This window comes from Paenibacillus oleatilyticus (assembly GCF_018998565.1).
GTDB lineage: Bacteria > Bacillota > Bacilli > Paenibacillales > NBRC-103111 > Paenibacillus_G > Paenibacillus_G oleatilyticus.
Window position 1 is genome coordinate 85242 of record NZ_JAHNZO010000030.1, and the last position, 15107, is coordinate 100348.

General features: G+C 54.8%; 16 protein-coding genes. 5 read left to right on the top strand and 11 right to left on the bottom strand.

What is annotated here, in order from left to right:
- Window positions 1-29: 29 nt before the first annotated feature.
- Window positions 30-1697 (top strand): S-layer homology domain-containing protein, encoded by a 1668-nt coding sequence (locus tag KQX66_RS29240; RefSeq protein ID WP_216796505.1) that lies wholly within the window; start codon window positions 30-32, stop codon window positions 1695-1697.
- Window positions 1698-2003: 306 nt separating this feature from the next.
- On the opposite strand, the gene groL is transcribed toward KQX66_RS29240, so the two are convergent.
- From groL to KQX66_RS29285, 9 genes are all read right to left on the bottom strand, one after another.
- On the bottom strand, window positions 2004-3638 hold the full coding sequence (gene groL / locus KQX66_RS29245; RefSeq protein ID WP_054974092.1) for a chaperonin GroEL: 1635 nt from the start codon (window positions 3636-3638) through the stop codon (window positions 2004-2006).
- 99 nt (window positions 3639-3737) lie between these two features.
- Window positions 3738-4019: a co-chaperone GroES gene (gene groES, locus KQX66_RS29250; protein ID WP_010494510.1), complete on the bottom strand. Its 282-nt coding sequence runs from the start codon at window positions 4017-4019 to the stop codon at window positions 3738-3740.
- Between the two features lie 198 nt (window positions 4020-4217).
- Window positions 4218-4985 carry a twin-arginine translocase subunit TatC gene (tatC, locus tag KQX66_RS29255; protein WP_216796507.1) on the bottom strand — a complete coding sequence of 256 codons (768 nt, stop codon included), beginning with the start codon at window positions 4983-4985 and terminating at the stop codon, window positions 4218-4220.
- A 47-nt stretch (window positions 4986-5032) separates the two neighbouring features.
- Window positions 5033-5296: a twin-arginine translocase TatA/TatE family subunit gene (locus KQX66_RS29260; protein ID WP_216796509.1), complete on the bottom strand. Its 264-nt coding sequence runs from the start codon at window positions 5294-5296 to the stop codon at window positions 5033-5035.
- A 42-nt stretch (window positions 5297-5338) separates the two neighbouring features.
- The gene (locus KQX66_RS29265) at window positions 5339-6343 is read right to left on the bottom strand and encodes a molybdopterin-binding protein (protein ID WP_216796511.1); all 1005 of its coding nucleotides are present in this window, start codon (window positions 6341-6343) and stop codon (window positions 5339-5341) included.
- Window positions 6333-6833 (bottom strand): molybdopterin adenylyltransferase, encoded by a 501-nt coding sequence (mog, locus tag KQX66_RS29270; protein ID WP_088834226.1) that lies wholly within the window; start codon window positions 6831-6833, stop codon window positions 6333-6335. The genes KQX66_RS29265 and mog overlap by 11 nt, the downstream gene beginning before the upstream one ends.
- Window positions 6834-6866: 33 nt before the next feature.
- Complete coding sequence (moaC, locus tag KQX66_RS29275; protein WP_010494502.1) at window positions 6867-7355, bottom strand: cyclic pyranopterin monophosphate synthase MoaC; 489 nt, start codon at window positions 7353-7355, stop codon at window positions 6867-6869.
- Entirely contained in the window at window positions 7348-7983 is a 636-nt protein-coding gene (locus tag KQX66_RS29280) for a 5-formyltetrahydrofolate cyclo-ligase (protein ID WP_216796513.1), read from the bottom strand. Before KQX66_RS29280 ends, moaC begins: the two co-directional genes overlap by 8 nt.
- Before the next feature lie 235 nt (window positions 7984-8218).
- On the bottom strand, window positions 8219-8794 hold the full coding sequence (locus KQX66_RS29285) for a biotin transporter BioY (RefSeq protein WP_216796515.1): 576 nt from the start codon (window positions 8792-8794) through the stop codon (window positions 8219-8221).
- A gap of 164 nt (window positions 8795-8958) precedes the next feature.
- On the opposite strand from KQX66_RS29285, the gene KQX66_RS29290 reads away from it, so the two are divergent.
- Window positions 8959-9750 (top strand): ATP-binding cassette domain-containing protein, encoded by a 792-nt coding sequence (locus KQX66_RS29290; RefSeq protein WP_308647298.1) that lies wholly within the window; start codon window positions 8959-8961, stop codon window positions 9748-9750.
- On the top strand, window positions 9741-11498 hold the full coding sequence (locus KQX66_RS29295; RefSeq protein ID WP_216796519.1) for an ATP-binding cassette domain-containing protein: 1758 nt from the start codon (window positions 9741-9743) through the stop codon (window positions 11496-11498). Before KQX66_RS29290 ends, KQX66_RS29295 begins: the two co-directional genes overlap by 10 nt.
- 41 nt (window positions 11499-11539) lie before the next feature.
- Here the strand turns inward: KQX66_RS29295 and KQX66_RS29300 are convergent, their stop codons facing one another.
- Window positions 11540-12349 carry an endonuclease/exonuclease/phosphatase family protein gene (locus tag KQX66_RS29300; protein ID WP_216796522.1) on the bottom strand — a complete coding sequence of 270 codons (810 nt, stop codon included), beginning with the start codon at window positions 12347-12349 and terminating at the stop codon, window positions 11540-11542.
- A gap of 284 nt (window positions 12350-12633) precedes the next feature.
- On the opposite strand from KQX66_RS29300, the gene KQX66_RS29305 reads away from it, so the two are divergent.
- Window positions 12634-14607: an ABC-F family ATP-binding cassette domain-containing protein gene (locus KQX66_RS29305; protein WP_216796524.1), complete on the top strand. Its 1974-nt coding sequence runs from the start codon at window positions 12634-12636 to the stop codon at window positions 14605-14607.
- A gap of 30 nt (window positions 14608-14637) precedes the next feature.
- Here KQX66_RS29305 and KQX66_RS29310 read toward each other — a convergent pair whose 3' ends face one another.
- Window positions 14638-14934, bottom strand: coding sequence for a hypothetical protein (locus KQX66_RS29310; RefSeq protein WP_216796527.1), 297 nt, complete (start codon window positions 14932-14934; stop codon window positions 14638-14640).
- On the opposite strand from KQX66_RS29310, the gene KQX66_RS29315 reads away from it, so the two are divergent.
- Window positions 14890-15107, top strand: a 218-nt coding sequence (locus tag KQX66_RS29315; RefSeq protein ID WP_216796529.1) for a hypothetical protein, incomplete at its 3' end; no start/stop codon positions are given. The two genes, KQX66_RS29310 and KQX66_RS29315, sit on opposite strands and share 45 nt — an antisense overlap.

The window sequence follows — 15107 nt, forward strand, 5'->3', positions numbered from 1 at the left end:
TCTACTCAGGGAGGGAGGTGAAATGCGAAATGAGTCAAATAGAGAAAAAAAATGTTTACAATCGTGAAAGGAGCAAGACCCAAGTGAAATCAACTGTATTGAAAAAAACATCCCAAGCACTGGCTGCGCTGATGATTGTTTCGATGTTGCTGCCTGTGCTTGCATTTGCCGCTGTAAATTTCCAAACCGTAACATACGATAAGTACAACAAAACAGTTAGCGGTTCGGTGTACAGCGATACTTATACTGTAAGTGACAAAGTTTACTTCAGTGTATACTCTGATAATGCGACAAAAAATGTAATTCCGTCTGAATTCAAAGCTTTTGGCTTCAACACTGTCAATGGAGTTACATACTACAACTTCAAAATTGATTTATCCTCGGTAACCAGTGCCGTGTATGACAGTGTATATGTAAAAACTTCCGATGGTTTTGCTGAAGCAGTGTATAATGCACTAAACAGCGGCACTCAAGGATCGCTTCCTAGCTCTGGTAGCGGCTATTACGGCGGTTTTACAGGTGGCCTGTCTAGCGACGGGGTCATCGAAGTTTACGGTGATTCTGTAGACGCCTACACCTTGCAAAGAGCTTTTGAAAACTCCAAAGAAGTTAAAATCAAAATCAAAGGCGACAAACTTGCTATCCCGGCTGATGTATTGGCAGAAGCGCTGAAAAAAGGTGCTATTTCTGTAACGATCATCAATGACAACGGCACTATCACTCTTCCGTTGGCTGCTTTGAAACTGGAAGCACTCGCGAAAGAATTGGGCGCTGAACTGAAAGAAACGAAAATCAATGTAACGATTGCAAAAGTAACGGGTACTGCAGCTGAAGATGTAACAAAAGCAGTTTATGCTGCTGGCGGCAACCCGATTGCCACAGCTGTTGACTTCAACGTAACAGCTTCCGGCAACAGCAAGTCTGTTAATGTTGATTTCGGCAGCACTTATGTTTCCCGTACGTTGAACGTTAACAAAAACCTGGATGCTAAAAAAGCAACCGGCGCTCTTTACAACGAAACAACGAAGAAGCTGAGCTTTGTACCTTCTACGTTCGAATCGAAAGACGGTCAAACCGTTGCAACGTTGAAACGTAACGGCAACAGCATCTACACGGTAATCGAAGCAAGCAAATCGTTTGAAGATCTCGCTTCCCACTGGTCCAAAGCAGACGTTGAGCTGCTTGCTAACAAATTGGTGGTTGAAGGCGCAGCCGACAAACAATTCCAGCCAGACCGCAACATTACTCGCGCTGAATTCGCAGCATTGGTTGTTCGTTCCCTGGGTCTGAACTCTGTAACGGCTAATACGTATTTCACTGACATTAACTCTTCCGCTTGGTACGCTGGTGTAGTAGCATCGGCATCCAAAGCAGGTATCATCAATGGCTATGAAGACAATACGTTCCGTCCGGATGCACAAATCACTCGTGAAGAACTGGCTGCTATGATCATCCGTTCCCTGTCTTATGCAGGCGTAGCTTCTGAAGTTTCCGAGTCGAACCAAGCTCAACAGCTTGCAAAATTCAAAGACTCTTCCAAAATCGTTTGGGCTAAGAAAGAAATTGCTGCTGCCGTAAATGCTGGCATCATCAATGGTTTGACTGACGACACCATCGGTTCTGCTGAGAAAGCAACTCGTTCCCAAGCAGCTACGATGCTGAAACGTTACCTCAAACTGGCTGACTTCATTGATTAATCTTTAATGCTTTAGGAGACCTGGTACCTTTGGTGCCGGGTCTTTTATTTTTTTAACCTTAATTCAATGCTTTACGGTCATCAACGATAAGCGAGCAAGGTATGCCCTGAGACACGAGTACCGCCCTATTAAGACCGTAAAATGCTTAATTAATCCTAAGGGGCCTATTGTATTAATTAGCCTTTAAAACAGCATCTCGCACACCTCAAAGAATCTACTCCTTTTATAGCATCGACATACCCCAACATAACAAAAACGGCAGCCATCCCAAAGGATGCTGCCGTTTCTATCCGGGCTAGGGTCGGATTAGAATCCGCCCATACCGCCCATTCCACCCATGCCGCCCATGTCAGGCATAGCAGGTTTGTCTTTTTCCGGTTTGTCTGCGATAACGGCTTCGGTTGTCAGGAACATAGCTGCAACGGAAGCTGCGTTTTGCAGAGCGGAGCGAGTTACTTTTGCAGGGTCAACGATACCGGCTTCGATCATGTTCACCCATTCGCTAGTAGCGGCGTTGTAGCCGATGCCAACGGATTCTTTTTTCAGGCGCTCAACGATCACGGAGCCTTCTTGACCTGCGTTTGCTGCGATCGTGCGAACAGGCTCTTCCAGAGCGCGCAGAATGATATTTACGCCTGTTTTCTCGTCGCCTTCAGCCTGCACAGCTTCTACAGCTGCGTAGACGTTCACGAGGGCCGTACCGCCGCCTGCAACGATACCTTCTTCTACTGCTGCACGCGTAGCGTTCAGAGCGTCTTCGATGCGCAGTTTGCGCTCTTTCAGCTCGGTTTCGGTAGCTGCACCGACTTTTACGACAGCTACGCCACCAGCCAATTTCGCAAGACGCTCTTGCAGTTTTTCTTTATCGAAATCGGAAGTGGTTTCTTCCAGTTGAGCACGGATTTGCGATACGCGCGTGCCGATGTCTTTTTTGTCGCCTGCGCCGTCAACGATGATCGTGTTTTCTTTCGTAACACGAATTTGACGAGCGGAACCGAGTTGGTCCGGAGTTGTGGATTTCAGCTCAAGACCGAGCTCTTCGGTGATCACTTGGCCACCAGTCAGGGCAGCGATGTCGCCGAGCATAGCTTTGCGGCGGTCGCCGAAGCCAGGAGCTTTAACCGCTACGCAAGTGAACGTACCGCGCAGTCTGTTCACGACGAGAGTCGCCAGAGCTTCGCCTTCTACGTCTTCTGCGATGATCAGAAGCTGCTTGCCGGATTGAACGACTTTCTCCAGGACAGGCAGGATTTCTTGAATGTTGGTGATCTTTTTGTCCGTGATCAGGATGTACGGGTTATCCAGAACAGCTTCCATTTTGTCCGTGTCCGTGATCATGTACGGGGAGATGTAACCGCGGTCGAACTGCATGCCTTCAACCACTTCCAGCTCCGTTGCAAAGCCTTTGGACTCTTCTACGGTGATTACGCCGTCTTTGCCCACTTTTTCCATCGCTTCTGCGATCAGTTGGCCTACTTCGTCGTCAGCAGCGGAGATTGCCGCTACTTGAGCGATGGATTGTTTGCCTTCGATCGTTTTGGAGATTTTCGCGAGCTCTTCTACCGCTGCACGAACGGCTTTGTCAATGCCTTTGCGGATAACCATCGGGTTAGCGCCAGCCGTTACGTTTTTCAGACCTTCGCGGATGATCGCTTGAGCCAGAACCGTTGCCGTCGTCGTACCGTCACCGGCAACGTCGTTTGTTTTGGTTGCTACTTCTTTTACAAGTTGAGCGCCCATGTTCTCGAAAGCATCTTCGAGTTCGATTTCTTTCGCGATCGTCACACCGTCATTGGTGATGAGCGGGCTGCCGAATTTTTTCTCCAGCACGACGTTGCGGCCTTTCGGTCCCAAGGTAACTTTTACGGCATTCGCAAGCGCGTCAACCCCGCGAAGCATCGCGCGGCGAGCGTCTTCACTGAACTTAATTTCTTTTGCCATGAATGAACCCTCCCGAGAATTAATCGTATATTTTTAACGGTTCGAATATTTTCGTAAGTAAATTACCAAAACTTAAGTATCGAATCGAGGCGTTGGTTCTTAAGCCAGAACGGCCAGAACGTCGCTCTCACGCATAATCAGCAGCTCGCGGCCTTCGAATTTTACTTCCGTACCGGCGTACTTGGAGAAAATCACGCGGTCGCCTTCTTTCAGCTCAAGCGCAACGCGCTCGCCGTCTTTGAGTGTACCGCTGCCTACAGCTACGACTTTGCCTTCTTGCGGCTTCTCTTTCGCCGTATCAGGCAGTACGATACCGCTTGCGGTCGTTTCCTCCTTAGCGATGGCTTCAATGACTACGCGATCACCCAACGGTTTGATCATGAGAAAATAGCCTCCTTTTGATATTAGGGTAACGATGGTTTATCTTATTAGCACTCAAACGTCTTTAGTGCTAACAACAATTCTTATGATAACTATTTCCCATCAATTTTGCAAGTGGTTTTACAACATTTTCACACCTCAATCATTGTTTCCATAAGTTTCCAAAATATACGACAAGCGGACAAACAAAAAAGCCTGTCATTCGACAGACTTTGCGGAGCTTTCCGCCTCCCAGGCTTGATCTTGCAGCAGTTGCTTCCGGTAGACGAGCGCCGACAGGTAGACGCTGAACTCGTATAAAATAATCATCGGCACAGCGACGATAATGGCGGACACGGCATCCGGCGGCGTAATCATCGTGGCGATCACGACGAGCGCCAAATACGCGTAGCGGCGCAATTTGCGGAGAAGCAGCGGATTGAGCAGGCGGATTTTGGTCAAAAACATCACGACAATCGGCAGCTCGAAGACGAGCGCAATTGGGATCAATATATTGAACATGAACGTAAAATATTGCGCGATACCGAAGTTTTCGTTCAGTTCCAAGCTTTGGCTGATTGCCGTCGTAAATAAGAACGCCATTTTAAAAACGATAAAGTAGCCAAATGCCAAACCGAGCAAAAACATAAGAAACGCAAAAGGGATAAAGATTAAAGAAGCTTTTTGTTCGACTTCACGGAGCCCCGGCTTCAGGAAAGCCCAGATTTGGTATAAAGCAAACGGAAGCGTGACCAGAAGACCAGTAACCAGAGAAAAGCTCATATACATCTTAATCGGGTCCCACGGGGAAAACACATACCAGTTCATGTTCGCGATCGGAGAAACGCTTTTCAAATAATTAATTAACGGCTTAGCTACAAGCAGCCCGACCACCATGCCGACGATCAGGACAAGCAGCACCCAAATAATTCGTTTGCGCAGCTCCGCCAGATGCTCCACCAGCGTCATGCCTTCATCATGTTCCATAACGGTTCACCTTCCACACGGTCAAAATCGGGAGTACAGATGCCTCCCTAATCCGGCAAACGACGCGAGTCTTGTCTCGCTTCTGGCTGTACGGCATGCGGCTGTGGCTGCTGCGCAGGCGCCGGTGGCGTAACGTCTTGACGTGGCGGCTGAGGCGCATCCGTCTCCATCAGATCGCGGGCGCCCTGCTTGAACTCGCGCAGCGTCTTGCCTAGTGCCCGGCCGAGCTCCGGCAGCTTGTTCGGGCCGAACAATAGTAGAGCAATGAGTCCGATGAGCAAAATTTCGCTGAATCCTATATTTCCGAGCATATCAAGTATCCTCCTTCACTGGAGATGTTGCCTGTTCATCATCTAGCAGCCGTAAAGCCCGCCGTAACCGAGTTCGGTAATATCGGCCCGGGTAATCGTTTCTCCTGCGCAAATGCGCGGCAGCAGAACGTCAAACGACGTGTACGGGTCGTGCATGACGCAGCCGGGCAGCCCCATAATCGGAATGCCGTCCAGATAGCCCATCAAAAGCATGGACCCGGGAAGCATCGGGGTACCGTAGCTGACAACGGACGCTCCGGCGCGCTTGATGGCGCCGGGCGTCCGATCGTCCGGGTCTACGGACATGCCGCCGGTAACGAGAATAAGATCCGCACGGTCTTCCTCCAGGAAGCGGCGGATTTCCTGTACGATCGTTTCGCTGTCGTCCGGCGCAAACCGCTGCTCGATCACTTCCGAGCCGAGCGCCGCAAGCTTGCTGCGTACGACGGGACCGAATTTATCCTCAATCCGGCCCTTGAACACTTCGCTGCCTGTTGTGATCAGTCCTGCCCGCAGCGGGCGGAACGGCTTGACCTCCACCAGGGGCTGTCCCGCGGAAGCGGCGATGCGCTCAACTGCTGCAATGTGGTCTTCTTCTATAACAAGCGGAATGACGCGGGTCCCCATCAAGGAACGGCCGGGTTCCGCCACCGTATTCGTTTTCACGGTCGACATGACAACTTGGTCCAGCGAATTGACCTGATCGATTAGGGCTTTGTCGATCTTGACCAAACCATGGATCGCGGATTTGAGCGTGACTTTGCCTTCGTGCGGCTCGGTCAACGTGACGCCCGCTCCCTGCGCGGCCTTCGCCATTCGCAGAGCCGCTTCGTCTTCGTGCAGATAGCCTTGCTGCAGACGAAGCGTATAAATATGCTCCTTGCCGATGCTGAGCAGCGCCGGGATATCCTCCTCGCGAATCACGTGTCCTTTTTTAAACAGGCGCCCCTTGAACTTTCCGGGAATAATCTGGGTCAAGTCGTGCGCAAGCACCATGCCGACGGCTTGTTCCACAGGAACCTCTTCGAGCATCGAATCATGCTTCATCGCCGTGGTCTCCCTCGCGTCCGGTCAGAATGGCAAGCGCGTGAGGCAATTGGTCAATAACGGCGGATAAATTTTCCGAAACCCCCTTGGGGCTGCCGGGCAAGTTCAGGATCAGCGTCTTGCCGCGAATCCCGGACACGGCCCGGGAGAGCATCGCGCGCGGCGTCTTTTGCAGCGAATACATGCGCATCGCTTCGGCAAAGCCCGGAGCGTGACGATCGATGACGCTCAAAGTCGCTTCCGGCGTGACATCCCGCACCGCGAGACCCGTGCCTCCGGTTGTCAAAATGAGATCGGCCCGGAAATAATCCGTCATTTCGATCAACGCCGCCATAATTTCGTCTTTCTCGTCAGGCACGACACGGTATTCGATAATTTCGCCGTTCATTTCTTCTTCAATCAATTCCCGAATGACCTGTGCACTCGTGTCTTCCCGCTCTCCGCGCGAACCACGGTCGCTAGCGGTCAAGATAGCCACTTTCCAGCGCATACATCTGCTCCTCTCCCGGATCTCATTAAGTCTCTATGGGACTGCGTGAAAATCTCCGCTCTTGCCGCCGGTCTTGCTCAGCAGCAGCGTCGGTCCGATCTGCATCGTTTTCTCCGCAGCCTTGCACATATCGTAGACCGTCAGCGCCGCGGCCGATACGGCCGTGAGCGCCTCCATCTCCACACCGGTCTGTCCCTTCGTGCGGACGGTCGCTTCGATGTATAATTGCCCTTCTCCGTTATCGCTAAACCGGACATCGACGCCGGTCAACGCAATCGGATGGCACATCGGAATCCAATCCGACGTTTTTTTGGCAGCCATGACCGCGGCAACCTGCGCGACAGCCAGCACGTCCCCTTTGCCGATGCCTCCCTGCCGAATCAGCTCCAGCGTAGCCGGAAGCATTGTAACGGTCGTGCGGGCCGTCGCCGTACGGACGGTTTCCTGCTTGTCCGATATGTCCACCATGCGCGCGCGGCCTTGCTCGTTCAGATGGGTAAGCGGCTGCCGCTCCTCAGTCATGGACATCCACTCCCTTCTCCGTCAAAATGCGGGTTTCCGTCACCAGTTCATCGATCCGGAAATCGAACAGTCCCATCGGGACTTCCGGGATCAACTGCTCCTCGTACGCGGCCGCCAAAATATAAGGCTTCGGCAGGCCGGTACGGACATACTGCTGCATAAAACGGTCGTAAAAACCGCCGCCGTAGCCAAGCCGGCCCATATTGGCATCGAACGCCAATCCCGGAACCAGCGCGACATCCACCTGCCGGATATCGAACAGCTGCTGCGCTTTGGCTATCGGTTCGCGGATTCCCCACGTTCCGCGCTCCAAGTCGGCGTACGAACGGACCTCGAACAGCTTCATCTGCTTATAGGCGGGCACGACCTTCGGGACGACGACGCGCCAAGGACGGTCCCAGCAGGCTTCCATAACCGGGGTCACGTCCACTTCGGTTTTGACCGGCATATAGGTAAGCAGCGTCGGACGTCTTCTCATCGACGGCTCGGGACGAAGCAGCGCTTCCAGCCGTTCGATCAGCTTGCCGCTGATGATCTCGGACTTGCGCTTCCGCTCGTTCTCGGGGATGGCTGAACGAACCGCTTCGGCCTGGCGGCGAAGTTCGATTTTTTTCTCTTTAATATTCATGAAACGGCCTCATTTCATCGGGTCGATTCTGGGTTAACAACATTCTAATGGGTACCATGCTCGATGGCAAACCCCTTTTGGGGCATTTTCTCCTAGTTTAACATAAATCGAAGCAAAATAACGAATTTCTACGATTTTACCCAAAAACTCGCTGCAAAATAAAAAAGCCTGCCCGAAGGCAGACGTATATGTAAAGAGTGCGCGTGAAAACGAAAGATTTTCCGACGCATCATTCCTACTCTTGGGGAATTCCTTGGCCTGTTAACCGTTCCGGCGGGAACACTTGACGCACGGAGGCGATAATCAGGGTGGCTGCGGCAGCCTTGATCGCATCGCCGATCAGATACGGGTAACACCCGGCAACCATTGCTTTAGACAATGACATGCCCGTCACATAAGCGAGCCATGGCACTCCGCTTACATACAGCAGCAGCGAGCCGAACAGCACGAGCACAAGAAACGAGGCAGCGTATCCCCATACCCCGCGAATACGTATCCGCGGCAGCAGCCAGCCGATCAGGAGCGCGGAGATTGGCCACATAAATACATAGCCTCCGGTCGGCCCGAGCAAAACGCCCAATCCTCCCGTGCCGTGCAACAGCGGAAAACCGATGGCCGTCAGCACCACGATAAGCGCCATGCTAAAAAAGCCGTACCGCGAGCCGAGCAGCCCGCCTGCCAGCATAACGGCCAGCGTCTGCAGCGTGATAGGTACGGGCGTAAAGCCGAGTGGAATGCTGATAAATCCAAAAAGCACGACAAGCGCAGCGAATAGCGCACTAAAAACAGTACCTCGAAGCGTAAGCTTCATATTGATGGATGCCTCCTTTTTTGGTATGGTTATGATGATAAAATCGTCAACCAATAAACGAACTTATAGGTTAACAATTGAGGATTATAGCACACGGCTTTTAAAAACGAAAGGATTTTTTACCTATGTCTTTTTCCTTCTTCATAGCCTTGCAGGAAGCATCTGTGAAGTACCCTACCGGCTCGGGCGCACATAAAGCTTTGTCCAACGTCACACTGCTCATCGAGCCCGGGGAGTGGATAACCGTTGCAGGTCCGAACGGAAGCGGCAAAAGCACGCTGGCCGGCGTACTGCTTGGTACGTGCCGGCTTACGTCGGGGCGGATGGTCCGAAAAGAGCGCATGGACATCCGCGGCGTGCTGCAGCATCCGGAGGCCCAGCATATCGGCGATACGCCGGCCGAAGAGCTCGCTTTCGCGTTGAACGACCGCCATTTAAGCAAGGAGGAGCTAAAGCTGTTTCAAAAGCAAGCGCTGCTTCGGGTGGGGCTCGAATTGTCACCCGACACGCCGCTGAACTCCTTGTCCGGAGGGCAAAAGCAGCTCGTCAACATCGCCACGGCACTCGCAACCGCTCCCGATGTGCTGGTGCTGGACGAGCCGACCGCCATGCTCGATCCGGCTGCAAGAGAATTAATGCTGCGGATTGTCCGGCAAGCTCATCTTCAAGGAACGACCATCGTATGGATTACGCACCGGCTGGAAGAAGCTGTCCACGCAAGCCGCATTGTCGCTTTTCAGAAGGGCGAGATTGCGTTTGACGGAGCGCCGGAGACGTTCTTTTATGGAGACCCTGCTGCGGCTTCCGATTCGGAGACGCCATGCGAGCGAATTGGACTTGCCCCTCCCTTCGTCGTACAGACGGCGCTGTATTTAAAGAAAAAGGGACTTGGCCTGACGGCCCCTCCCTTAAGCTTCGATGATTTGGCGAAGGCGGTGAGCCGCTTATGCCTCTGACGCTGCACAACGTAAGCGCAGCAGCTCCGGACGATCCGAACCGCCGCTTGTTAAGCGATGTCAATCTTACATTCGAAGACGGAGCCGTCACGCTGCTCGTCGGACATACCGGCTCCGGCAAGTCCACGCTGCTTCATCTGCTGGCAGGCATGCGGCCGCCTTCGTCTGGCGACATTCGTTTGGACGACGAGCCGTTATGGCGTCGCAAGCGGGTCACCCAGCCGCTTCTTCTTCGGCTCGGCTTGACGTTCCAGTTTCCGGAGCAGCAATTGTTCGCGCGAAGCCTTCGGCAGGAGTTCGGCTATTCGCTGCGTCCGTATGGGCTGACGGCGCTGGAAAAAGAACGACGCATTCAATCCGCTTGCGAAGACCTTGGCCTCGACGCCGCGTTCGATCCGGATCGTTCTCCGTTCGCGCTAAGTGGGGGCCAGCGGCGCAGGCTTGCTTTAGCTACGACATTCGCTACCTCGCCGGATTGGCTTCTGATGGATGAACCTACCGCGGGTCTTGAATCGGCGGCAGCCAAAGAGCTGCTCCGGTACGTACAAGCCCGTAGAACGGCCAAAGGCGGCATGATTATCGCCACCCATGATCTGGACTTATTCCTTCCGCTGGCGGACCGCGTGATCGTGCTCGATCGCGGTACGATTGCAGCCGATGGGACACCGGCCGCTCTATGCGCCAATCCCGAACCGTTCGTGCAAGCGGGAGTCGGGCTCCCCAGCTGCGTTCTGCTTTCGCACGCGCTGGCAAGGAACGGCATTGCCGTGATGGACGAAGGCAAGCTCTCGCCCGAGGAGTTGGCCGATGCGATAGCAGAGCGGCTGAAGGAACGACGCAAAGTTGCGGTAAAATCTGCACCGCCCGAAGAACATCCGGACGGCAAGCCGCAGATTAAATCCCAACCGGATGAATTTACACTGCTCACTTCGCTTCCGCCGCAGAGCCAAGCGGCCGGCCTGTCCCAGGAAAGCGAACATCCGCCTGCCGCCGTTAAATCGCTCTGGTATCGGCTCGATCCGCGCACCAAATGGCTGCTGTATCTTTTCATTGTCATGGGCACGATGCTGCAAAGCAACTGGCTCGGACTTGCCTGCGCCGCATTGCCGATTGCCGCCGCCTATATCGGACTGTCCCGTTCCGCACTGCTCGGCGCGGCCAAACTCCTAAAACCGTTAGTATGGTTCATGCTGATCTCCGTCGGCTTGGCCGGGTTGGAGTGGACGGCAAGCAGCAGCTTTCCCTTCGTCGGGTTTTCCCTGGAGCATGCGCTTGCTACTGGCTTGAATGTATTCCGCCTGTTTCTGATCACGCTCGCAAGCTACTGGTTTGCGGCCGCAACGCCTTACGGACGTATGGTGCAGGGCCTTGCCTGGGGGCTTGGATATGCGAAGCGGTTGAGGTTTCGAACGGATTCGTTTGCTTTGGCGGTATCGCTCATGTTCAAATTTATCCCGATGATCGTGCGCGAATGGCAGCGGTTCTCGGATATCGTCCGGGCAAGAGGCAAAGCGGCCATCCGGCCGGGAGCCGTACGGGGACGCGATATGCCGGCGCTGGTCGTCCCGCTCCTGCTGGCGCTGTTCCACCGGGCGGAGGAAATGACCTCCGCCTTGGAAATGAAAAAAATCGGCCGCCGAACCGAACTCTTGGGCCAAACCGAGTCTCTTCGCCTGGCCCGCGCCGATGGAATCGCCATCGTCTCAGGCCTCCTTCTTCTTGCCGGCCTTGCCGCCTTGCGTGGCTGACTTATCCAAAATCCCCCTTCGTCGCACGTGAAGCTGGCAGCTTAATGTGTGAGGAGGGGGATTTCGTTTTCGTTTAATGAGGCGGATACGGGCCTGTGATCGGAAGCGCGGCTGTTTCTAACAAGCGCGGGCCGATCCGCCGGCAAATTGGAAAAAATGTGGTCGATCCTGCCTCCATGGGCCACCGTCGGCAAGGAGGAAGGCTTCGGCCTGATTTCGTTGAGTCCAAGTCCGCGGACGGTCTCCTGAAGCTCGGGGCTGGAAGACGGGCTGTTAAAGTCACCGAGTAAAATCAGAGGCGTCTGCCCGTTCTGCAGCGCAGCAAGCAGCTGCGGCCATTCGCGCGTGCGCCCTTCGGCTTCGACGCTGAGATGCGTGGTCGCAACCGTCACGGTGCGGTCCGGCAAGCGCAGCTCGGCCGTCAGCAGCAGCCGCGGCTCACGTCCACCGGTAAGCCGGTGAATCTGCGGCGCTTCAAGCGGATAGCGGCTCAGCAGAGCGACGCCGTACTGCGATACGCCACGGCGGATCGCCGGAGCATAAATCCAATGCATGCCCATGGCTTGGGCAAAATAGCGGGCTTGATCCTGCATACCGCTGCGCCACTGCAGCCGGTCCACTTCCTGCAGCGCAATGACGTCCGCATTGGCGGCTTTTAGATCCCGCAGTACCGCTTGCGGGCTGACGCGGCCGTCCATTCCTTCGGCGTGGCGAATATTGTATGTCATCACTTGAAGCGGCCGCTCTTTGCCCGAATCGGGTCCCGTAGACGAGACGACCGGTACCGGGCGGGGCTTTGCACCGGAAGGCATCGGCTCCAAGAAGCCGGTATTCGAAACGAAGAACGCCATCAGCAGAAGGGCGCTCCATACGAAAAGCCAGATGAGGCGAGACACTGCGCCACGTCGCGGGCGAGCGTCTTTTTGTATAGACACCGGAAGCACAATGATCGCCTCCTCTCACTCTCTTTGAACTACAATTCGGAAGCATGCGTATAAAAGCATAAGACTAGCGGGGTGCTTTTGTATACCAGGGAACGGATGGAAATCAAATCGAAATTGGCGGGCAAATATGCTAAACTGAGGGAGATTGTCGCCTTTTTTCAGGACTTTGATTTCAGGAGGCTTTATTCATTATGCTGCTTCAAGTTTCGAACATCATCAAAAGCTACGGCGTCAGCACCGTACTTTCCAATATATCGCTTCAAATCGAAGCGCGGGAGCGCATCGGACTCGTCGGTGTGAACGGCGCAGGCAAATCGACGCTGCTTCAAATCATCGCGGGCGAGCTGTCCTACGATTCGGGGAGCATTTTTAAGGCAAAAGAGACGAAAATCGGCTATTTAAAACAAAACAGCGGATTAGCGTCGGACCGCTCCATCTGGAATGAGCTGATGAGCGTATTCGACCGTTTGCTGGAAATGGAAGAGGAGCTGCGGCGGCTGGAAGCGCGCATGTCCGATCCGGACGTGCTGGCCGACGAGAAAAAAACGGAGGAAACGATGCGCCGCTATGCCGAGCTGTCGGATGCGTTCCGCGAGCGCGGCGGCTACGAGATCGAGGCGAGAATTCGCGGAATCTTGAGCGGGATGGGCTTCGGGCACATGGACCCGGCTACCCCGGTGCAAACGTTGAGCGGAGGACAGAAAACGCGGCTCGCGCTGGCCAAAATGCTGCTCGAAGCGCCGGACCTACTGCTGTTGGACGAGCCGACGAACCATTTGGACATTCCGACGCTGACGTGGCTGGAGCAGTACTTGCGCTCCTATCCCGGAGCCATCCTGGTCGTCTCGCACGACCGTTATTTTCTCGATTCGCTCGTTGGCGCCATCTATGAGATCGAACGAACTTCGTCGCGCCGGTACACCGGAAATTATTCGCGGTACATTGAGCTGAAAGCAGCGGATTACGAAGTGCAGCTCAAGCAGTACGAAAAACAGCAGGAAGAAATTTCGAAAATGGAAGACTTCATCCAACGCAACTTGGTCCGCGCTTCCACGACCAAACGGGCACAAAGCCGCCGCAAAGCATTGGATAAAATGGAACGGCTCGACAAGCCGCTCGGCGAGCTGAAGCGGGCCAGCTTCTCGTTCGAGGTCGAGGCGCCTACGGGCCGGGAAGTGCTCGACGTGCGGGGGCTGACCGTATCCTACGATCGGCAGCAACCGCTGGCGCAAGGCATTACGTTCCAATTGCGCCGCGGCGACACGGCCGCCTTGATCGGTCCGAACGGAATCGGCAAATCGACCCTGCTGAAAACACTGATCGGGCAGCATACGCAGGACCGCGGGGCTTTCGATTGGGGAACGAATGTCAAAATCGGCTACTACGATCAGGAGCAAACGGGTCTGAATCCGAACCAAACCGTACTGGAAGAAGTATGGAACGCCTTCCCTCATCTGGAGGAAGCGCGCATCCGCACGGTGCTCGGCAACTTTTTGTTCAGCGGCGAGGATGTGTTCAAGAAAGTCGGCTCGCTCAGCGGCGGCGAGAAGGCCAGGGTCGCGCTTGCGAAGCTGATGCTGCAAAAGGCGAACGTGCTCATTCTTGACGAGCCTACGAACCATTTGGATTTGTACAGCAAGGAAGTGCTCGAATCGGCCCTGATAGAGTACGAAGGTACCCTGCTTTTCATTTCCCACGACCGTTATTTCTTGAACAAAATGGCCGAGAACATGCTGGAAATGGACAAGGACGGAGTCACCGTCTACCTGGGCAATTACGACGATTATGTAGAAAAGAAGCAGGAGCTGGCCGAGATGGAACAGCAGCGGCTGGCGGAAGCGGCAAGCCGCGGAGGCGCAGAAGCCGCCAAAGGCCGCGGACATGCGGAAAGCAGCACAGCGAAAACGGCTGAACCGGGAGCCGGCAGCGATTATGAGGCCGGGAAGCAAGCGAAGCGCGAAGAGCGCACCCGCCAGCGCAAGCTGGAGCAATTGGAGCAGCAGATTGCGCAGCTGGAGGAGGCCATCGGCGGCTTGGAAGCCGAGCTGACCGACCCGGACGTGTATAACAACTACATGCTCGTGCAGGAGAAGAACGCAGCGTTGGAAGCGAAGCGCGAACAGCTTGCGGAATGCTATGAGCAGTGGGAGCAGCTTGCGGAATAGGATGATTTTGGAGGGCGCCTGTCGTTAAGATCAGGCGCCCTCTAATTTTAAAAGCAGCAGCGGTACGCTGCTGTAGACGATCATCGCCGCGGCGGCGACAATGCCGGAATCGTTCAAGGCGAACGCGGCCAGCGCGCCGATGACGTTGGCATAGCACCCGTGCATCAGGTACGGGTAGCGCTGCTCCCACAGGCGCAGCCGCCCCGAGGGCCGGAGTACCAGCACGGCCATCACGGCCAAGGCCGTGAGCAGCACTTTGCTCCAAGCGGAGACGCGGAGCAGGTGAACGTTCATCGCCAGCTTGCGGGCGATGATCGCGCCGATCACGTCGTAGCGCCCGTGGCGCAGGTCATCGAAGGCACGGCCGATATGGCTGCTTGGGGCGGCCAGGGCGGAGCCGGCTGCGGGCGGCACAGCAGCGGCGGGCGCGTTCGCGGCTGCGGCGGCGCTTGGCTCCCCGGCCGGGCCGGGGAGCCAAGCGGCGTTCAGCAGCCAGAGGC